Below are 19954 nucleotides of genomic sequence, written 5' to 3' on the forward strand. Positions count from 1 at the left end.
TTATTTCAAGAATATTTTACCGTTTTTACTTAATTCAACCATTAGCTTATTGCGTAGTTTTTCTACCAATGCATCCACCTGTTCTGGCGTTTCGATGGTATTCCCCGCAATGATATCTGCAGAAACTTGAACGGTATGTATGGTTTTAGGTACATAGGTTTCTCCTTTTTCAGCCGCTACTTTTTTAGCACTTGCATCTTGTAAAAGCTTTAGATTATCCAGTTTAAAATCGGTCGCTTTTAATTGAAAAATCTCCAGCTCGCTTACTTGTTTTGCTTTTTCAATTTTACCCAATATAGTTGCTTTATCTGCAATGATATGCGGCTCTGTGATGTTCAGTTCTTGCTTTTTCGCATCCAATTCATTAAAAATAGCTTCATACAATGCGATGACTTCTGCTTTCAACTCCGTTAAACGTTTTTCTAAAGCTTGTGTTATTTTTTTATTCGTTTTACGAATAATAGGGAAACTGTCCCCTGGTTGATCTTCCGTTTGGAAGTATTGAATCAAGTTTTGTAAATCATCTGCAAGATCTACCTTTTCGATGTTTTGTTTGTTATCGAAAACATAGTTTCTCATTTCGTTGTAGCTTTCAAAATTACTATCCACAAACTCCTTGGTAGCCACATACACATCACGAAATGCTTTCAATTCCTTTTGCTTACTACTTACCAAGGTCATCACCTTTTCTTCGCTACGCGTTTCGTAGATTTCTCTGAGAGCAGCGTGGAAGTTGTTGAAATGTTTAGCAAACGGATAGCCTGCGTATTCTTCTTTGTAGTGATTTGCTTCTATCAAATAAACAGCAAGTGCTTCTTTAAATTGCTTAATCAGCTCTGTTACTTCTGCCGAATTTGCAAAAGATAAGGTGATAAAAATATCTTTCACCGCATTTTTGAACTGTGCAACTTCCTCTTGATTGTAAGCCTTTAGATTTTTGATAATGATGGCCTCACGATCTCTGCTATTAATCGCTTTGGCATAAAAGTCTTTTAGTTCTAACACCTCATTTTGGTATTCAATTTGGCGGTGTTTTTTATGCGCTAGGTTGAATACGATATGTAGGGTTGCTAAATCTTTCCAACCGTACGGCGCTTTTTCAAACATTTTAACCAAGTCAGCTAATGATACTTCATTGCCTAACATGGTAATTTTGCTGTTTACCTCGTTTTCGGCAACATTTAATTCAACATCCATAGATGTTTGCATTAAACCACGTTTGATCGCCTCTTGCAAATCGTTGTTACTTTGCGCAAAATTTGCACTCCACGCATGGTTTTTATATAACGACTGAATATGGTAGTTTACCATATCAGTGAATCGCTGTGCTGGGTTGCTGCTCGAAATATCAGATGCATCTACCACATTTTGATTCGAAATGAATGGCGTAGAGGCAAATAATTTCTCAAAACGAATGATTAAATCTTTTAGTAAAACTTCGTTACGTCCGTGAAACTCTTCAAGTGTTTTCGCGCGTGTACCTGTAGCTGATGCACGGTTATCTGATAAATATTGCGCTGTTTTGCAATACGTAAAAAAGTCTTTTTTGAAATCGTTTTGTTGATGGAACCACTGGTTGATGTTGATACATAATTCATTTGATGCTACTGTCATAGCCAACTGATGGATATCAGCCGCCTCAAAAACCATGAACTTGATTTTAAAAGCATCTCCATTGACCAAAATTTTATCATCAATCGCTAATTCAGCTTTGATAGTTCTATTTCCTAAGTTAATCGCTGCATCTGGTTTCACCACCTTTTTGATGATACTATCAAAAAAGTATGTTAAACGAGAGTTGGATTTTACTTCTGAATCTGAAATGGCATTGGCTACTTTAATTCCTTCGTCATCTAGGAATTTATACTTCCCTTCCGATACTTGAATGATATTTTTATCTACAAGAATATCCAATACTTTCTGAACTTTTTCTTGTAGATTTATTTTAACCTCATTGACATTGTTTAATAGCAATATGGTTAAGTTTTCTATGGTAGCAGGTAAATTTACACTTGTATCTTCGGTAAGATTGGAAATCATGAATAAAACCTTAATCACACGGTCAGCGAAAGGTTTTAAGTCTCCATCGAACTGAATTTGTAAGGCTTTATTCAGAATTGAATTGGCTGCATGGGTTAGGTTTTTACTGAATTGATCGTTAAAGAAATTATCAAAAGAAATAAAATACCCTAACTCATTCAACTTGTGTTTTTCCGCTGTATAATGTGTAATCCCCAGAATTGCACGTTCGGTATTTTTAACGCCTTCGCCCACATAACCAACCGTACTGAATGATTGGAATACATCCGAAATCAATCGGAATTGGTACGGAACAAATGGATAAGACAAATAAAAATCTTCGGCATTCTTGTAATTGTTGTACAAGTCATGATCGAAAACAAATTGATTTTCAATCGCGCCTTTGTTTTCTTTATAAAATGGAACTAAGGCTTTTAATCCTTCTTCGTTTTTCTCAAGAATTCTTTTTTGTGTAATATACGCTGCATCCTGAGAATCTAGTGAAATCATAGTCTCAAAACGCCCCATGATTTTACCAAAATCCTCTGATTTTCTATCGGTATTGTTAACTAAGTTCTTTAAATCTTGTTGTGCGGTACATACAATCCAAACTTTGTTACCAATTTTAGAGCCTATTTCTTCTACAATGGTTTGTAGATTCAATAATAAATCCGTGTTAGCCCCAATGTATTGAGACACCTCGTCCATCAAGAAAATTAATTTGTGATTATCGCCTTTTTGATTGACATAATCTTTCAATTCTTGGATCAACTCATCTATACGATAATCTTGATCTTCTTTGATGGCATTTCGTAAGGCGTCTTTATCGATCGTAGCATCCAATTCATAAGCAATATCAATCACTTTAGCTAATCGCATACGAATGATGTCACGAATTTTAGACTCGTGCCAATCTTCGCCAATTACTGCCTTAACCTTCTCTTTAAATGTTTCGAAAAGTCCTTTTTGATCAAAGTGCTTTTCTATCAATAAAGCTACTGCAATGTTCGTGGTATTGTAACCACGTTTGGCATTTAACTGATTAAATAAAATACGCGTGATGGTATTGTTATTTTTAACAGTACCCGAAACAGCATCAACATTGAAAATTATTTCATTGACATCTGTTTTGTCTAAGCTATTTTGGATTAGTTGAACATTTGAAAGTGTAACCTCTGAAAGATCATCTAATTTTAAATCTATCAATGCTTTTTTGAAACGATCAAAAGCAAATGCACGGGTTTCTTTATTTAAGCAATAGAAGAGATATTTTATAAAGTGAGATTTACCACTCCCATAATAACCAGAAATCCAAACTCCAGTTTTACCTTCCTTTTTGTTGGTAATGGCATTTAAGAATTTATATAAATTTTTGACGATATCTTGTGTAAAGACATACTCACCAATCTCCTGTTCAATTTTATTTTCTTCAAGTTCACTTACTACTACAGCCGGGTTGATATGACGTGTAATATCCTTTTCATAAATATATTGTAGAATCATGTCTTTTATATTATAGTAGTTGATTTAAATGGTTAGCTCTGTATAAATTATCATCATTGAATTCTCCAAACAATGAGTAATTTGAATGTTTAAAGTCTCCTGGATAGAAAACAATCAATTTATGATTTACCGCTGATTTTTCGATATTTTTCAAGAAATGTGAAACACGTAAATAAGGGAAAATAGTCCCAAATCCGTAAACCAAAAAATACACCTTATCACTTGATTTTTCTTTGAAATACGATGTGATTTTTTCTCGGATATAATTTAGGAATTCACTCTCTTCTTGTGCTTTTTCTTTGATGTATTCTAGCGCTTCCTCTGGAGCTTCACTTTCTAAATTGATAATTTCATCAATTAAAGGTTGACCAGCAAAAGTTTGAGATTCAAGATAGGCAATAAACTCCTGGTAAATATTAATTACCAAACAATTTAAGCTATTGGAAGGGCGCTTAAGTTGCTCGTTTAATATGTTTATTTCTTCACGAATTTGGTATTCATCTTTCGGATCATACGTATACATATATACTGGAAAGAACAATAAACCCGTATTGGGATCTTTGAATGCTTCGTCAGAAAGCAAATTAAAGATTCTTTCAATTCTATTTATTTCCATTATTCTGTATCTTCTACATTAGGGTTTAAGATACAAGGTAAAAACCAAGCATCTCCTTTCGTTTTCAATAACTCAACTAATTCATCAGAAATATGAACAGTAGACAACTTATCTTCTTTAAATACTCCTACATCTTTAAACATTTTCACTGCTACTTGCGATAATTTATAAAGCGAGTGTTCAGAAATTGAATTCAACTGTTCTTCAGATAATTTAGAAGATAAGAAGTATTTAAAATCATACGTACTTAGCTCGTTATCGAAGTTTTTCCATTTGTTGAATACGACTTCTAGTGCGAATTCTGTAATAATGGAATAGGTTTTACAAATCGCTAAAAACAAGATTACTTTTTGATCTTGCTCCGTGAATAGAGAAAATTTATTTAAATAATCGACATCTAAATTCTTTAATCGCTTATCTAATTCACTTTTTATTCTTTTCCGTGAAGACTCTGCATTGGTTACTAAAACATCACTATGTACAGAAAATTCATTTTTCAAATAATCTTCTGTATAATCAATCGCTTGTATGAAATAAAGAGATTCATTATACAAAAGCGCACCTGCTGTAAATGCTAAATTATATTTCATCTCTTTTTTCATCGTTATCTACTAATAAATCCTTTACACTCACATTGAGTATTGCAGCAATTTTGTACAAAGTCTCCAAACTAGGCTGATGCCTATTTTGTACATAACCATTAACCATATTAAAGCTTTTGCCTAACTTTTCAGCTAGCCAAGTTTGCTTAATACCCTTTTCATCTATAACTTCTTTAATCCTATTCATTTAACTTTAGGTAATGATTCAAGGTAAAAATAGTGAATTATTTGAGATAAAAAGCGTTAATTTTTTCAATAAATAATCGTATGGAATAATGCTCAATAAAAATAAATAAGAACTAATTAAGTGTAATACGGTAAACCGCACAATGCACGGTTTTATTCAATAATATTTATCTTTATACACTATTAATCATTTATTATTAACTGATACAAATCTTTAAGTTGAAAGCATTAGAAATTTTTAAAACAATTTTTGATAATCCTTTATTCAAATTGATAATTCTATTAATCGTATTATCAATTGTTTTTCAAATTTTAAAACCCAAAATAAAAGGTTTTTTAGGAGAATTACTTATCCGATTTGTACTCTTATTTCTGAATAAAAAAGAATATAAAATAATACACGATGTCAAATTGTTTTACAATGGACTAATGTCTCAAATAGATCATGTCGTAGTATCCAAATACGGTATATTTGTCATAGAAACCAAAAACTATAAAGGTTGGATATTTGGTAGTGAAAACGGGATCACCAGTAAAAACCTGTGGAATTAAACTCTGTATCAAGCATTATTGTATTGTCTTTTCAACCTTGGCGTTGTAGCTTTAGTACCAACGAACAAGACCACTATGAATGCTTACATTGAATTAGCCAAGCTGATGCTCCCAGAGGAGATCAGCAAATCGTTCAGTTTAGTGAAAGTCGAAGAGGAAAAGGTTGAGCAGGACAAACGTCTTCACCTCTATCTGGAAGAACTAAACATCCCTCCGGACCATGTTGATGTGCTTAAGCCAAATGGTTTTTATCCTGAATCCTTAATGGGAGATTTTCCTATACGAGACAGGCAGGCAGTGCTTCACTTACGCCGACGGCGATGGCTTGATGCTCGAGGCCAGAGCGTTTCACGAGATTGGAGCCTGATATGTAAGGGCACCCGCTACTCCAATGAGTTTGCGGCTTTTTTAAAAGAATTTGTTGGATAAACACCCCATAACAGGGCGATCTCTTGAGCGTTATTATCCTATACAGGGCGACCAATTTGAGCGGGCCTACAAAGAGCATTTAAGTGGTTTTTCTGAGTGGTCTGATGCTGAACATGCGCAATCATGGCTTCTATTTCCTGAGAATATGGGAGCCTCTCTCAGTATCGATGAAACATCACTTTCCAGAGGAGAGCTCTACACGATAATATCAAACAAGAGTGCTCGCGGGCGCAAAGGCACCATCGTTGCTATTGTTAAAGGAACGAAGATAAACGATGTTGTTAAAGTAGTAAAGACACTCCCGTTTGAAACGCGCCTGCTGGTTAAAGAGGTCACAATGGACTTTTCTGACAGCATGCATGCCATTGTAGAAAAGTGCTTTCCGGATGCCATAATAACGCTGGATCGCTTTCATGTTCAGCAGTTATGTAATGAGGCTATGCAGGAGACCAGGCTGCAAATAAAGCGTGAGGCGCGCAAAATGGAAATTGAGAATCGAGAGCAGCACAAAATGAAGTTGCATCGGAGAATGGTCAGCAGAAAGAAAAATAAGGTTAGTAACCGTGGCAGGAAACCTAATCGCAAGAATGAAGCCTATAAACCCGAATACCTTGAAAATGGAGACACCTTATGTGAATTGGTTACACGCAGCAGATACCTTCTTATGACCTCTGCCGACAACTGGACCGAGACTCAAAAGCTAAGAGCTGAGCTTCTATTTAAGTACTTTCCAAAACTGAGAACCGCCTATAGCCTGACACACTCCTTACGCATGATCTTTTCCAACAAGATGGCAACAAAGGAGTCGGCGGCAGAGGCACTAAAGAAGTGGTATAACAAAGTGACTGATTTTGAAAATGACGCATTCAATACGGTTTCAGCAACAATCTATCAAAGAGAAAAGGAGATCTTGAACTACTTTGTTAACCGGTCAACCAATGCATCAGCAGAATCCCTTAATGCGAAAATCAAACACTTTAGGACCCAACTTAGAGGAGTCATTGATGTTAACTTCTTTCTCTACAGGTTAACTCTAATTTATGCATGAGCTAAACACATGTTTTTGCGGGTGATCCTAAATACCTGCAAACAAACATAATGAAAACGTAACAAAAAACGCTGAAAATATTTCATTTTCAGCGTTTTACTTACTATTGTTTGTTATTGTTTATCGTTATTTTCCGCCGGTTACTTTCCGATACAAAAGTTCCTAAAGATATTGCCCAATATCTCGTCGGTAGAGATCTGGCCGGTGATTGAGCCGATATGGTGCAATACTTCGCGGATGTCCTGGGCCAGGAAATCGCCTGAGATGCCCTGTTCCAGTCCTCCTTTAACACGCAGCAGGCTGTTGAGAGCCAGGCTCAATGCCTCATGATGGCGGACGTTGGTGACTATCACCTCGTCACTGTCAATGGCTCTTGTATCAACGGTCTTGAGGAGTTCTGCAATCAGCTTATCCAGATTTTGCCTATATTTTGCTGAGATTGCTACCAGTCCGTCGCTACCGCTTAATTCACTAAACTCAGAAAGCGCAAACCGTCTGACTATGGTATCTGTATCACTTAGGTCACACTTGTTAATCACTACAAGCAATTGCTGACTGTTACTGTCTATGAGGCTCTTGATATGCTCAACGGCCTTGTGAAGCTTCTCGTCACTATCGCCTGCATCAAGCAATAACAGCACTATGCTTGCCTGCTTGATCTTGTTGTAGGTGATATTGATCCCTATACTCTCAATCTTGTCGGCTGTTTCCCTAATTCCGGCAGTATCTATAAAGCGGAAACTAAAGCCTCCAAGGTTCACAACATCCTCAATTGCATCGCGGGTGGTGCCATGGATGTCTGATACAATGGCTCTTTCCTCATTCAGCAAGGCATTTAGCAGCGTGCTCTTACCCACGTTTGTATGCCCCACGATAGCTACTGGAATACCATTTTTGATAGCATTACCCAGTGAAAAGGAGTTTACCAGTTTTCTGATATGAGCTTCAATCTCGTCAACCAGAGCCCTAAGCTGGGAACGGTCGGCAAACTCCACATCTTCCTCACTAAAATCTAGTTCCAGTTCGATAAGCGATATAAACCAAAGCAAACGATCCCTCAGATTCATCAACTCATCCGAAAAACCACCCCGCATCTGTTGCAAAGCCACCCTCCGGGCGGCTTCGCTTCTAGCTGCAATAAGGTCGGCTACGGCCTCAGCCTGGCTAAGGTCCATCTTGCCATTAAGGAAGGCGCGCTGGGTAAACTCGCCCGGCTCTGCGAGACGGGCGCCACTGCCGGTTAGCAGTTTCAGTATCTGCTGCTGTATGTAGGGGGCTCCGTGACAGGCTATTTCCACAACGTTTTCTCCGGTAAAACTGTGTGGTCCACGAAATACACTTACCAGAACTTCATCAATATCTTTTTCTCCATCATTTATTCTGCCGAAATGGATCGAGTTGCCCGGCTGGTCAACAATTTTTTTGCCTTTAGCTGCGGCCTTGAATATCTTGTCGCATATTTCGAATGCCTTTGGTCCTGAAAGCCTCAGTACTGCTATTGCTCCCATTCCGGGCGCCGTTGAAATGGCGCATATAGTGTCGTTATGATTCATCGCTCATCATTTCCAGCAAAATTAAGCTTATTTTTCTTGTGAACTATTAGACTTTCCCGGTGTTGTAAATAATGTTAACTTTAAGAATATACGAATTCTAACAATCAGTTAATATGAGTGTATTGATCGACCAGAATTCAAAGGTTATAGTTCAGGGCTTTACCGGTAGCGAAGGAACATTCCATGCCGGACAGATGCTTGAATACGGTACTGATGTTGTAGGTGGGGTTACCCCCGGAAAAGGAGGGATTGTTCACCTGGGACTGCCTGTATTCAATACAGTAAAGGAGGCAGTGAATGCCACCGGTGCCGATACTTCAGTTGTATTTGTGCCGCCTGCCTTTGCGGCAGACGCCATTATGGAAGCTGCCGAAGCCGGCATATCTGTTATTGTTGCCATTACAGAGGGTATCCCTGTTGGCGACATGGTGAGGGTAAAGTACTACCTGCGCGACAAAGAAGTCAGACTGATAGGTCCCAACTGTCCCGGGGTGATTTCTCCAGGTAAGGCCAAGGTCGGTATTATGCCGGGCTTTATCCATAAACAGGGAACGATTGGCGTTGTAAGCCGCTCGGGTACTCTTACCTATGAGGCAGTTGACCAGCTTACAAAACAAGGTCTTGGTCAAAGTTCCTGCATCGGAATAGGTGGTGACCCGGTAATTGGCACTTCAACTCTTGAAGCGGTCAAGCTGCTTATGGAAGACCCCGATACCGAAGGTATTATTATGATAGGGGAGATCGGTGGAAGCATGGAGTCGGATGCAGCTGAGTGGATCAGGGATCATGGAACCAAGCCTGTGGTAGGTTTTATTGCTGGACAAACAGCTCCTCCCGGACGCCGTATGGGCCATGCCGGTGCGATAGTTGGAGGTGCTGCTGACACAGCGGCGGCCAAGATGGAAATCATGCGTAAATGCGGTATCTACGTTGTTGAGTCGCCTGCCGAAATCGGCGTTACTATGGTCAAGGCCCTCCAGTCCAGAAAAGCTGTGTAGCTCCGGAAAACTGTAAATGCTAAGCTAGGCAATAAGTCTGTTCAAGGTCTGATAGTTTTTGCTAATTTTAAGGTCTTCTTGAAAGCTATCAACAATGGATAAAGATTTATTTATTGAAGTTGCCTCCCTGATCAGGAAAGCCAGGTATTGCATGGCTTTTACAGGTGCCGGTATCTCAGTTGAAAGTGGTATTCCTCCTTTCAGAGGAGAAAACAGTATCTGGTCCCGCTATGACCCGCATATACTGGAACTAGATTATTTTAGGACCCGACCCGAGGAATCATGGCCTGTGGTACGGGAGATTTTTTACGATTTTTTCGGAAAGGCTAAACCCAACAAGGCGCATCAGGTGCTGGCACGTATGGAGGCTGCAGGTATGCTCAAATGCGTTGTTACCCAAAATATTGACAACCTCCATCAGGAGGCCGGTTCGAAGGTGGTTTACGAGTTTCATGGCAATGCCCAAAAACTGATTTGTCTGGGATGCAAAGACCGAATCAGTGCAGCAGATGCTGATTTCAGTGTAATGCCCCTGAGATGCAAGAAGTGCGGAGGCCTTATGAAGCCGGATTTTGTCTTTTTTGGTGAGAGTATCCCGGAGAAGGCTTACGCCGACAGTCTGGAAGCGGCCCGCAAGGCGGATGTTTGTCTGATCATGGGCAGTACCGGAGAGGTGATGCCGGCTGCGCTTATTCCGCAGGAGGCGCGAAGAAACGGGGCGGTGGTTATTGAAATTAATCCCGAAGACTCGCTTTTTACCCGGGATGTTACGCATATTCACTTAACGGGTAAAGCCGGGGAGGTAATGGCTGCGCTGGAACCTTTGTTGTTTGATGCTTAAAAAAAGTAATTATGCTACAGGAATGGATGACGGAAGCAGGTTGGTGGTCGGAGCTGCTGGTTGCGGCATTGATGTTGCTGGCTGGTTTTGTGGCGGCCATTTGGTTGTTTCGCCTTTTTAAACGGGTGCTGCGCCGTTACAAAAACCCGGCATTGCGCAGGGTGGCCGGCTTTGTGCAGTACCCTTTAAAGGTATTGGTGCTGTTGGTTGCCCTTAATTTTGTGCGCTTGCGTTTTCAGGGGGTGCTGATGGAGGGACTTGATTTGGGACAGTTGTTTTATGTCTTGTTTCTTGCGGTGCTCAGTTGGCTGGCCATAGCGGTGGTTAAGGCGGTGAAGGAGGTCATTTTGTTGAGCTACGATTTGGGGGTGGCCGATAATCTAAAGGCGCGTAAGATTCATACCCAGTTAAAGGTTTTTGAGCGCATAGTGGTGTTCTTAATTCTCTTCTTTTTTGTGGTCACTGTTTTACTCAGTTTTGAGTCCATTCGACAGATTGGGGTAAGTCTGCTGGCTTCGGCGGGTATTGCGGGCATCATTATTGGTTTTGCCGCACAAAAAAGTATTTCTATGCTGCTGGCGGGTTTTCAGTTGGCCATAACGCAGCCCATACGACTCGACGATGTGGTGATTGTTGAGGGGGAGTGGGGACGCATTGAGGAAATTACCCTGACTTACGTGGTGGTGGCGATTTGGGACAAGCGGCGCCTGGTGGTGCCGGTAAATTACTTTATAGAGAGGCCTTTTCAGAATTGGACGCGGCAAACGGCGGAGATTTTGGGTACGGTTTTTATTTATGTGGATTATGGTTTTCCTGTGCCGGCCCTGCGTGAATTCATGACCCAGGCCCTGGCCGACAATCCGCATTGGGACGGTAAGGTGAATGTGTTGCAGGTGACCAATGCTACGGAAAATACTATGGAGTTGCGGGCCCTGGCCAGTGCTAAGGATTCGGGTACGGCCTGGGATCTTCGGGTTAAATTGCGCGAAGACTTGATTGAGTTCATTCGTGTGAATTATCCGCAATTTTTGCCCCGAAAGCGGGTGCAGATGGAGGAGGGAGGTCGCTAGCTTGTTGCAAAGGCATTTTTTTCTAACTTTGTGGAGCCCAGCGGGCCCAAGCTAAAACTTATGTAAGATGCGATGCCCTTGGGTATGTGCACATTAACTAAAAAAGTAAAGAGATGAAATTACTCGAAGGAAAAACAGCGATTATTACCGGCGCTGCCCGGGGTATTGGAAAAGCCATTGCCGTCCGTTACGCGCAGGAAGGCTGTAATATTGCTTTTACCGATTTGGCCATCAACGAGTCGGCGGAGCAGACCGAGAAGGAAATTGCCGCTTTGGGGGTTAAGGTAAAGGGTTATGCTTCCAACGCCGCCAATTACGACGACACCATGCGTGTGGTGGAGGAGATTGTGAAGGAGTTTGGAAGGGTTGATATATTAGTTAACAATGCAGGGATCACCAAGGACGGTGCCCTGAAGCGTATGACTGAAGATCAGTGGGATGCCGTGATCGCAGTTAACCTGAAATCAGTTTTCAACTTCACCAAGGCGGTGCAGCCCATTATGTGGAAGCAGGCCGGTGGCAGCGTCATCAACATGAGTTCGGTGGTGGGTGTTTCGGGTAATGCCAACCAAATCAACTATTCGGCTTCAAAGGCGGGCATCATTGGTTTTACCAAGTCGGCCGCCAAGGAAATGGGTGTACGCGGAATCCGTCACAATGCAGTAGCTCCTGGCTTTATCATCACCGAAATGACAGGTGTATTGCCCGAGGATGTTAAGAAGGCATGGGAAGCTCAAATCCCGATGAAGAGGGGAGGAACTCCCGAAGATGTAGCAAATGTTTGCGTGTTTCTGGCATCAGACCTGTCGTCGTATGTTACAGGTCAGGTAATCAACGTTTGCGGTGGTATGAATACCTAATAGGTTCAAACATAGTAGTATCATAGAAGAGGTTGTCCAATTAAGGGCAACCTCTTTTTCAATTTAAGCAACTTGATAAGAATAGATTTCGATTTTTAGATGAACATGTTTACGAAAATTCCATATTCCTTTTTGGATTTTTGCATATAGGGGTTCAAACAAGAAGAAAATTGCATTTTGAAGTACTGTTTTTGAAACACACGCACCTTTGCCTATGATTTTTCTTAAGTTATGAGCAATAGCTATCAGGCCAAACTCGATTTCAACTTTCTTAAGGCCTTTCAGTGTAAATCTGGTGAACTTGTTGTTGTGTTTTATTTGTCCAAACACTGCTTCCGGTTCTATTGGGCGTCTACTTCTGTGATATAGGCCCTGTTCACTTAATAGCTGTTCCCTGGCCTTCTTTTTTAGGATCCTTAACCTGTGATTGATCTCTATTATTCGATTACCGGTAGCTTGAAAACAAAGTCCGCGCAACGGGCATCCAGTACAGTTTTGCGCTTGATAACGTGTCACCTTTGATACATACCCATTCTCAGAAGTCACTTTTCTTTCACCTTTATTGGTCATATGCTGTCCCATCGGGCATACATAATAATCTTCATGTTCGTTGTAATATAGGTTTTGGCTTAGAAATGCATTCTTTTTAAATGCTCTTTTCTGTTCTTTGTGGAAGTAGTTGTACTTGACAAAGTACTCTATATTATTTGCTTCCAGGTATTCATAATTCTCCTCGCTTCCGTAGCCGGCGTCTGCAACGACCGTAGAGCTATGACTTCCATATTGGTTTTTAAATCCCTCCAGATGACACTTTAATGTTCTTGTATCACCTGGGGTTTGATGGATACTGTAATGGGTAATAATCTGGTTCTCTGTACTAATCTGAGGATTATAAGCTGGTTTCAGCTGCCCATTCTTCATATGATCTTCTTTCATTCGCATGAAAGTAGCATCCTCGTCAGTCTTGCTAAAACTGTTGCGATCCCCCAGAGTGTCAAGTTGCTTCTCGTATTTCTCCAACCGTGGCAGATGTTCCTCCTGTAATTGCTTTAGTTGCTTAGATGTGGACTTATTTGTATCCTTAAGCCTGGTGTTAAGCTCAGCTATTTTGCTTTTTAATAAATCTGAGTCTATTGATTGGGGCAAATCTTCTTTGTTGAGAGTTTTTGAGTCCTCTTTAATTTGACTATCAATATCTTTAAGAATACTCCTTATCCTTTCTTCCAGTTTTGCTTTGTTTTTCTCAACTGTGCCTCGCCATACAAAGGTGTACCTGTTTGAGGTAGCTTCTATTTTTGTTCCATCAACATACTGTACCTGAAGACTCACAAACCCCATACCATGCAGTAATCTAACTACTTCTGCAAAGATGGTCTTAATTTCTCCCTGCAAACGGGTACTCCTAAAATAATTGATTGTTCTAAAGTCTGGAACACAGCCCTTTGATAACCAGATAAAATGAATATTCTCTTGTAAAGCCTTTTCAATCTTTCTGCACGAAAATATGTTGTTTAAATAACTGTAGAACAGTATTTTAACCATCATTCTTGGATGAAAACTGCTAGCACCACCACCTTTGTATTTATTTAGTATAGAAGAGATATCCAGTTGATCTACAACCTTATCAACCAGACGAACTGGATGGTCTGCTGGTATGCGATCCAAGAGGTTTTCAGGGAATAACTGAGCTTGATTGTTTGGAAGCTCTTTGAAAACAACTTTTTTCATTATGGATTGATTTATAGCATTAATATACTATATATCAATTATATAACCAACTTTTTCGAGAAAAAAATCAAACAAAAAAAGAGACTGCCTAATCTTTTTAGACAGCCTCTTTCTTATGGTGTTATCAGAATGATAATATAGCCCCAGAGGGTGCGCATAAGGGAAAATCTTAGTACTTTTATATGTAAATAATAAACACTGATTCACAATGAGAAATTTTACGTATAGCATTCCTACCACGATTTATTTCGGTAAGGATAAGCTAGAAGAGATCATTCCGGAGGTTAAAAGGTATGGTAAGAGGGTTTTGATTACCTATGGAGGAGGTTCGATTAAACGTATAGGGCTGTACGACAAGCTTACCGCTCTGTTTAAGCAGAACGATATCTTTTATGTAGAGCTCGGAGGTATTCAGCCCAATCCCCGCGTGTCTTCTGTTCGCGAGGGAATAGCCCTTTGCCGTGAGCACAAGGTGGACTTCATCCTTGCAGTGGGTGGCGGTAGCGTTATCGATGCTTCCAAGGCTATTGCTGCAGGTGTTACCTATGACGGAGATGTATGGGACTTTATGATTGGAAAGGCCACTGTTAAGGATCCGCTGCCACTGGGTTCTGTCCTGACCCTGGCAGCTACAGGATCTGAAATGAATGGCAGCGCTGTTATCAGCAACGAAGAAACTCAGGATAAGCGTCCAATGGGCGACCCGGCACTGCGTCCTGTATTCTCTGTGCTCGACCCTGTTTACACTTACAGCGTAAACAAGTGGCACACAGCAGCGGGAACTACCGATATTATGAGCCACATTTTCGAGGCTTATTACACGGTTGACAAGGATGTTGAAGTAGCCGACTATATGGCTGAAGCTCTGCTTAAGGTCTGTATCAAGTACGGTCCCATTGCAGTTGAAGAGCCGGAAAACTATGAAGCACGTGCAAATCTGATGTGGGCCGGTACTTTAGCTATCAACGGTTTGATCAGCTATGGTAAGGCTGGAGGCGACTGGGCTACACATATGATTGAGCACGAAGTGAGCGCTATTTACGACCTTACACACGGTGCTGGACTGGCAATTCTCTTCCCTGTATGGATGGAATACGTTTTAGATGAAAGAAATTCCTGGAGATTTGCACAAATGGCCCGAAATGTGTGGGGAGTTTCTGAGATTGATGATATGAAGGCAGCCCGCTTAGGTATCGCAGAGATCAGGAAGTTCTTCTCAAGCCTTGGAATGCCGGCCACTCTCAAGGACGTCAATATCGACGGCCAGCATATTCCCGTAATGGCTAAGAAAGCTACTATCTTCGGTGCTCTGGGCAATATCAAAAAACTTCAACAGGCAGATGTTGAAGAAATTCTCAGAAGAGCATTGTAGAACTTATTTGCAATTACATGGGATCCATTAAAAGAACATTGATGCTATTGGCCTTGGGGCCAATAGCATTCTATTCCTGTACATCGGTTTCCACCGTTTCACTGGATGTGATGAGACCAGCTGAGGTTACTATCCCCCCGGAAATCTTGTCTGCAGTCGTTGTGGACAATTCCTATCCCTACTCAGGTGATAGTCTTCACCTGTTTGTCTCAGGTGCTGACACTCTTATTGTTGATTCTATCAGGGTGGATGACTTTGGGAATCGGCTTGTGCAAGCTGCAACCAAAAGTCTGCATAACAGGATGTTCTTTGATAATGTGTATATGTATCCCGAACCGCTCTACAAAGTCCTCAATGGTAAGGCCGGCCAATCTCTGAGTAGGGAGCAAATCAACGAACTACTTGACAGTTTCAACGCTCAGGTTGTAATATCCCTTGAGCAGGTTAGCTACCAGACTATTACATCGACCCTGCAGTTTGAGAATTTCTTGTATTTGACCGTGGATGCTCAAGGAAGTGCTCTATGGAAGGTTTATAACCGCGATGGCGGGATGCTTGATGTCTTCCTCCAGAGGGATTCTATATACTGGGACAATGAAGGACGCCCTCAGAGTAAGGAGGATCCAAAGATGCCCTCACTACGCAGTACTGTGTATTCACTGGCAGATTTTATGGGTGACTATTATCCTGACAGGATAGTTCCATACTGGGAGAAAAAAAACAGATATTACTTCTCGTCCGGACACTACTTATACGGCAGGGCTGATGACCTTGTGAAGGCCAATAACTGGGAGTCGGCTGCCAGAGTGTGGTACTATGTATTTGAGGAAGGCAACAAGAAGCAAAAGGCTATGAGTGCTTTCAATATTGCCCTGTCTTACGAGATACGGGGTGATTACGAAGAGGCTGCTGCCTGGGCAAAGAAGAGTGTTGATATAGTAAAAGATCGAGGTCACTTTCTGGCTGCGTCCGGGACTATGGATGAGACTATAATTTTCGAGTATTACGATGATTTGGTAAAGAGGGCCAAGGAGGCTAAAAAACTGGAAGAACAGGTGGGATTGGGTTATTAAATTTAGACTGTGAGTGAGGAACTGAACATATCGCTAGTGCAGTATGATATTGCGTGGGAAGATCCGGAAGCCAACTATGAGAGGGTTGAAAAACTGATCCTTGAACGTGAGCTTAGGAGCGATATTATTGTCCTTCCGGAAATGTTTAATACAGGCTTTACTATGGAGCCGGCAAAGATAGTCGATGAAGTGGTGTGTAGCCGAGCTTTGGATAAAATGAAAGCCTGGGCGGAAAAAACCGGAGCTGTGATTGCCGGATCTATCGCATTCCCGGAGTCTGGCAGGTTTTACAACCGCTTTGTTGCCATCTTTCCTTCCGGAAAGATGGTTCATTACGACAAAAGACATCTATTCAGAATGGGGGATGAGCACAAGACCTATTCCCCGGGTTTCGGACAATCTATATTTGAATTAAAGGGATGGCGCATTGCCCCCTTTATCTGCTATGATCTGAGGTTTCCCGTGTGGAACCGCAACGTCAATAATAGCTACGACCTGGCTTTATATTCGGCTAACTGGCCGGAAAACCGAAAGTCTGTCTGGTTTACCCTTCTTAATGCCAGGGCTATTGAAAATCAGTGCTATGTGGCTGGAGTAAACCGGATTGGTATGGATCCGGCTTGCACCTATCCGGGAGGCTCAATACTTATTGACTACAAGGGCAATGTGCTTTCTGAAGCTTCCTCTTCAGATGAAGGACTCCTGGAACAGACTTTCAGTCTGGAATCGCTGCGACGTTTCCGGGAGAAGTTTCCCGCATGGATGGATGCTGATCCGTTTGATATCCTGTAAAGACAATCTAATCATCAGTTTATTGTTGTATTAAACATCAATTCTGTTCCTACTTAACAGAATCTTAGCCTATTTAACTGCTGCTATTTTAGTTTGTCTAAATCAATGATTTATTTGTGTTTGTCCTTATTAATCTGTCGCATATCAAAATTTGGAACGATATAGTATAAACTTTCACCCTGATTTAATCTTTTTTTATTTAAAAAATCATAAATTGAAATAAAGCGCTTATTCAAAGAGGTGCTTTAATGGAGTTTTTTGACATAACTTACTGTGAGGCAATTGGGTAGTCCCCCAAGTGTAATAGTGGAAGTGATTGGCTGAGGTTTTGCAGCAAAATGTAGTTGTAGTGAATATAATTTTAATACAATTAACCTTGACCCGTGAATATTGAGTGAGTTTACTTTTTAATTGCGAGGTATGAAGAATTACAGAGTAAGAGTGGCGGAGGAGAAGATGGCATTCTTCGAGGAGTTGATGAGTTATTTGGATTTCTGTGATTACGAGGGGATCGAAGACACAGTCGAGTCCGGAGCATTCGGTGATGTTAAACATTCAAAATCAGGTAGAAAAACACTATCCAAAGACAAAATAAAACCTGGACCCAATGTTGGTGATACAGAAAGTAAGTTTGCTAACTTGCGTGAGGTGATGGCTAAGATTGAGGCACTTAGGGATAAAGACAAAAAGTGACTCCGTTATTCTTTCCTTTCATTGTGTTAAACCGTATCACCGGTTAATTTCCTATGGAGGCTGTCTAAAAAGATTAGGCAGTCTCTTTTTTTGTTTGATTTTTTTCTCGAAAAAGTTGGTTATATAATTGATATATAGTATATTAATACTATAAATCAATCCATAATGAAAAAAGTTGTTTTCAAAGAGCTTCCAAACAATCAAGCTCAGTTATTCCCTGAAAACCTCTTGGATCGCATACCAGCAGACCATCCAGTTCGTCTGGTTGATAAGGTTGTAGATCAACTGGATATCACATCTATACTAAATAAATACAAAGGTGGTGGTGCTAGCAGTTTTCATCCAAGAATGATGGTTAAAATACTGTTCTACAGTTATTTAAACAACATATTTTCGTGCAGAAAGATTGAAAAGGCTTTACAAGAGAATATTCATTTTATCTGGTTATCAAAGGGCTGTGTTCCAGACTTTAGAACAATCAATTATTTTAGGAGTACCCGTTTGCAGGGAGAAATTAAGACCATCTTTGCAGAAGTAGTTAGATTACTGCATGGTATGGGGTTTGTGAGTCTTCAGGTACAGTATGTTGATGGAACAAAAATAGAAGCTACCTCAAACAGGTACACCTTTGTATGGCGAGGCACAGTTGAGAAAAACAAAGCAAAACTGGAAGAAAGGATAAGGAGTATTCTTAAAGATATTGATAGTCAAATTAAAGAGGACTCAAAAACTCTCAACAAAGAAGATTTGCCCCAATCAATAGACTCAGATTTATTAAAAAGCAAAATAGCTGAGCTTAACACCAGGCTTAAGGATACAAATAAGTCCACATCTAAGCAACTAAAGCAATTACAGGAGGAACATCTGCCACGGTTGGAGAAATACGAGAAGCAACTTGACACTCTGGGTGATCGCAACAGTTTTAGCAAGACTGACGAGGATGCTACTTTCATGCGAATGAAAGAAGATCATATGAAGAATGGGCAGCTGAAACCAGCTTATAATCCTCAGATTAGTACAGAGAACCAGATTATTACCCATTACAGTATCCATCAAACCCCAGGTGATACAAGAACATTAAAGTGTCATCTGGAGGGATTTAAAAACCAATATGGAAGTCATAGCTCTACGGTCGTTGCAGACGCCGGCTACGGAAGCGAGGAGAATTATGAATACCTGGAAGCAAATAATATAGAGTACTTTGTCAAGTACAACTACTTCCACAAAGAACAGAAAAGAGCATTTAAAAAGAATGCATTTCTAAGCCAAAACCTATATTACAACGAACATGAAGATTATTATGTATGCCCGATGGGACAGCATATGACCAATAAAGGTGAAAGAAAAGTGACTTCTGAGAATGGGTATGTATCAAAGGTGACACGTTATCAAGCGCAAAACTGTACTGGATGCCCGTTGCGCGGACTTTGTTTTCAAGCTACCGGTAATCGAATAATAGAGATCAATCACAGGTTAAGGATCCTAAAAAAGAAGGCCAGGGAACAGCTATTAAGTGAACAGGGCCTATATCACAGAAGTAGACGCCCAATAGAACCGGAAGCAGTGTTTGGACAAATAAAACACAACAACAAGTTCACCAGATTTACACTGAAAGGCCTTAAGAAAGTTGAAATCGAGTTTGGCCTGATAGCTATTGCTCATAACTTAAGAAAAATCATAGGCAAAGGTGCGTGTGTTTCAAAAACAGTACTCCAAAATGCAATTTTCTTCTTGTTTGAACCCCTATATGCAAAAATCCAAAAAGGAATATGGAATTTTCGTAAACATGTTCATCTAAAAATCGAAATCTATTCTTATCAACTTGCTTAAATTGAAAAAGAGGTTGCCCTTAATTGGACAACCTCTTTTTTTTGTAACAAATACCAGTCACTTGCTCTCCCTCTGTTACTATGCATAACTTTCTGGGGAGGTTCTGTCCAATGATACCTAAATGTGTCTAGAATATTGAAACTTACACCCTGATTTGGTATGATTATTGCGCCATAAAGTTTATAAACC

General features: G+C 40.5%; 16 protein-coding genes and 2 pseudogenes. 12 read left to right on the plus strand and 6 right to left on the minus strand.

Going from position 1 to position 19954, the window contains the following annotated elements; all coding sequences use genetic code 11:
• From brxC to M9189_RS04845, 4 genes are read right to left on the minus strand one after another with little or no spacing between them, the layout of a single operon-like run.
• Window positions 1-3522, minus strand: coding sequence for a BREX system P-loop protein BrxC (gene brxC, locus M9189_RS04830; protein ID WP_250725046.1), 3522 nt, complete (start codon window positions 3520-3522; stop codon window positions 1-3).
• A gap of 10 nt (window positions 3523-3532) precedes the next feature.
• Window positions 3533-4138, minus strand: a complete 606-nt coding sequence (locus tag M9189_RS04835; RefSeq protein WP_250725048.1) for a BREX protein BrxB domain-containing protein — start codon at window positions 4136-4138, stop codon at window positions 3533-3535.
• Window positions 4138-4740, minus strand: a complete 603-nt coding sequence (locus M9189_RS04840) for a BrxA family protein (protein WP_250725049.1) — start codon at window positions 4738-4740, stop codon at window positions 4138-4140. The genes M9189_RS04835 and M9189_RS04840 overlap by 1 nt, the downstream gene beginning before the upstream one ends.
• Entirely contained in the window at window positions 4718-4927 is a 210-nt protein-coding gene (locus M9189_RS04845) for a helix-turn-helix domain-containing protein (RefSeq protein WP_250725050.1), read from the minus strand. Before M9189_RS04845 ends, M9189_RS04840 begins: the two co-directional genes overlap by 23 nt.
• Before the next feature lie 269 nt (window positions 4928-5196).
• Between M9189_RS04845 and M9189_RS12935 the strand changes: the two genes are divergently transcribed.
• From M9189_RS12935 to M9189_RS04855, 3 genes are all read left to right on the plus strand, one after another.
• Window positions 5197-5478, plus strand: coding sequence for a nuclease-related domain-containing protein (locus M9189_RS12935; protein ID WP_419184190.1), 282 nt, complete (start codon window positions 5197-5199; stop codon window positions 5476-5478).
• Window positions 5479-5553: 75 nt separating this feature from the next.
• Entirely contained in the window at window positions 5554-5907 is a 354-nt protein-coding gene (locus tag M9189_RS04850; protein ID WP_088656172.1) for an ISAon1 family transposase N-terminal region protein, read from the plus strand.
• Window positions 5900-6955, plus strand: a complete 1056-nt coding sequence (locus M9189_RS04855) for a transposase (RefSeq protein WP_250723317.1) — start codon at window positions 5900-5902, stop codon at window positions 6953-6955. Before M9189_RS04850 ends, M9189_RS04855 begins: the two co-directional genes overlap by 8 nt.
• 140 nt (window positions 6956-7095) lie before the next feature.
• Here the strand turns inward: M9189_RS04855 and mnmE are convergent, their stop codons facing one another.
• On the minus strand, window positions 7096-8508 hold the full coding sequence (gene mnmE, locus M9189_RS04860; protein ID WP_250725051.1) for a tRNA uridine-5-carboxymethylaminomethyl(34) synthesis GTPase MnmE: 1413 nt from the start codon (window positions 8506-8508) through the stop codon (window positions 7096-7098).
• 113 nt (window positions 8509-8621) lie between these two features.
• On the opposite strand from mnmE, the gene sucD reads away from it, so the two are divergent.
• The 4 genes from sucD (at window position 8622) to fabG (ending at window position 12277) form a co-directional block, all read left to right on the plus strand.
• A complete protein-coding gene (gene sucD, locus M9189_RS04865; protein ID WP_250725052.1) occupies window positions 8622-9506 on the plus strand; it encodes a succinate--CoA ligase subunit alpha in 885 nt (294 codons plus the stop codon).
• 94 nt (window positions 9507-9600) lie between these two features.
• Window positions 9601-10347 carry an SIR2 family NAD-dependent protein deacylase gene (locus M9189_RS04870; protein ID WP_250725053.1) on the plus strand — a complete coding sequence of 249 codons (747 nt, stop codon included), beginning with the start codon at window positions 9601-9603 and terminating at the stop codon, window positions 10345-10347.
• Between the two features lie 11 nt (window positions 10348-10358).
• Window positions 10359-11417, plus strand: coding sequence for a mechanosensitive ion channel family protein (locus M9189_RS04875; RefSeq protein WP_250725054.1), 1059 nt, complete (start codon window positions 10359-10361; stop codon window positions 11415-11417).
• Window positions 11418-11530: 113 nt separating this feature from the next.
• On the plus strand, window positions 11531-12277 hold the full coding sequence (fabG, locus tag M9189_RS04880; RefSeq protein WP_250725055.1) for a 3-oxoacyl-[acyl-carrier-protein] reductase: 747 nt from the start codon (window positions 11531-11533) through the stop codon (window positions 12275-12277).
• Between the two features lie 207 nt (window positions 12278-12484).
• Here the strand turns inward: fabG and M9189_RS04885 are convergent.
• Window positions 12485-14005 (minus strand): annotated as a pseudogene (locus M9189_RS04885) (IS1182 family transposase); the annotation flags it as partial.
• 208 nt (window positions 14006-14213) lie between these two features.
• Here M9189_RS04885 and M9189_RS04890 point away from each other — a divergent pair.
• The 5 genes and pseudogenes from M9189_RS04890 to M9189_RS04910 all read left to right on the plus strand — a co-directional run.
• Complete coding sequence (locus M9189_RS04890) at window positions 14214-15377, plus strand: iron-containing alcohol dehydrogenase (protein WP_250725056.1); 1164 nt, start codon at window positions 14214-14216, stop codon at window positions 15375-15377.
• A 41-nt stretch (window positions 15378-15418) separates the two neighbouring features.
• Window positions 15419-16450, plus strand: coding sequence for a DUF6340 family protein (locus M9189_RS04895; protein WP_250725057.1), 1032 nt, complete (start codon window positions 15419-15421; stop codon window positions 16448-16450).
• Window positions 16451-16459: 9 nt separating this feature from the next.
• Entirely contained in the window at window positions 16460-17242 is a 783-nt protein-coding gene (locus M9189_RS04900; protein WP_250725058.1) for an amidohydrolase, read from the plus strand.
• A gap of 420 nt (window positions 17243-17662) precedes the next feature.
• On the plus strand, window positions 17663-17935 hold the full coding sequence (locus M9189_RS04905) for a hypothetical protein (protein WP_250725059.1): 273 nt from the start codon (window positions 17663-17665) through the stop codon (window positions 17933-17935).
• 165 nt (window positions 17936-18100) lie between these two features.
• Window positions 18101-19621, plus strand: a pseudogene (locus M9189_RS04910) (IS1182 family transposase); the annotation flags it as partial.
• Between the last annotated feature and the right edge of the window lie 333 nt (window positions 19622-19954).

Source organism: Xiashengella succiniciproducens (assembly GCF_023674465.1).
In the GTDB taxonomy this organism is placed as follows: Bacteria; Bacteroidota; Bacteroidia; order Bacteroidales; family Marinilabiliaceae; genus Geofilum; species Geofilum succiniciproducens.

Coding starts and splice junctions, on each gene's coding strand:
- M9189_RS04875 (WP_250725054.1), top strand. CDS start 10,359: ATGCTACAGGAATGGATGACGGAAGCAGGTTGGTGGTCGGAGCTGCTG.
- M9189_RS04905 (WP_250725059.1), top strand. CDS start 17,663: ATGAAGAATTACAGAGTAAGAGTGGCGGAGGAGAAGATGGCATTCTTC.
- sucD (WP_250725052.1), top strand. CDS start 8,622: ATGAGTGTATTGATCGACCAGAATTCAAAGGTTATAGTTCAGGGCTTT.
- M9189_RS04845 (WP_250725050.1), bottom strand. CDS start 4,927: ATGAATAGGATTAAAGAAGTTATAGATGAAAAGGGTATTAAGCAAACT.
- mnmE (WP_250725051.1), bottom strand. CDS start 8,508: ATGAATCATAACGACACTATATGCGCCATTTCAACGGCGCCCGGAATG.
- M9189_RS04870 (WP_250725053.1), top strand. CDS start 9,601: ATGGATAAAGATTTATTTATTGAAGTTGCCTCCCTGATCAGGAAAGCC.
- M9189_RS04895 (WP_250725057.1), top strand. CDS start 15,419: ATGCTATTGGCCTTGGGGCCAATAGCATTCTATTCCTGTACATCGGTT.
- M9189_RS04840 (WP_250725049.1), bottom strand. CDS start 4,740: ATGAAAAAAGAGATGAAATATAATTTAGCATTTACAGCAGGTGCGCTT.
- M9189_RS04890 (WP_250725056.1), top strand. CDS start 14,214: ATGAGAAATTTTACGTATAGCATTCCTACCACGATTTATTTCGGTAAG.
- M9189_RS04835 (WP_250725048.1), bottom strand. CDS start 4,138: ATGGAAATAAATAGAATTGAAAGAATCTTTAATTTGCTTTCTGACGAA.
- M9189_RS04850 (WP_088656172.1), top strand. CDS start 5,554: ATGAATGCTTACATTGAATTAGCCAAGCTGATGCTCCCAGAGGAGATC.
- brxC (WP_250725046.1), bottom strand. CDS start 3,522: ATGATTCTACAATATATTTATGAAAAGGATATTACACGTCATATCAAC.
- fabG (WP_250725055.1), top strand. CDS start 11,531: ATGAAATTACTCGAAGGAAAAACAGCGATTATTACCGGCGCTGCCCGG.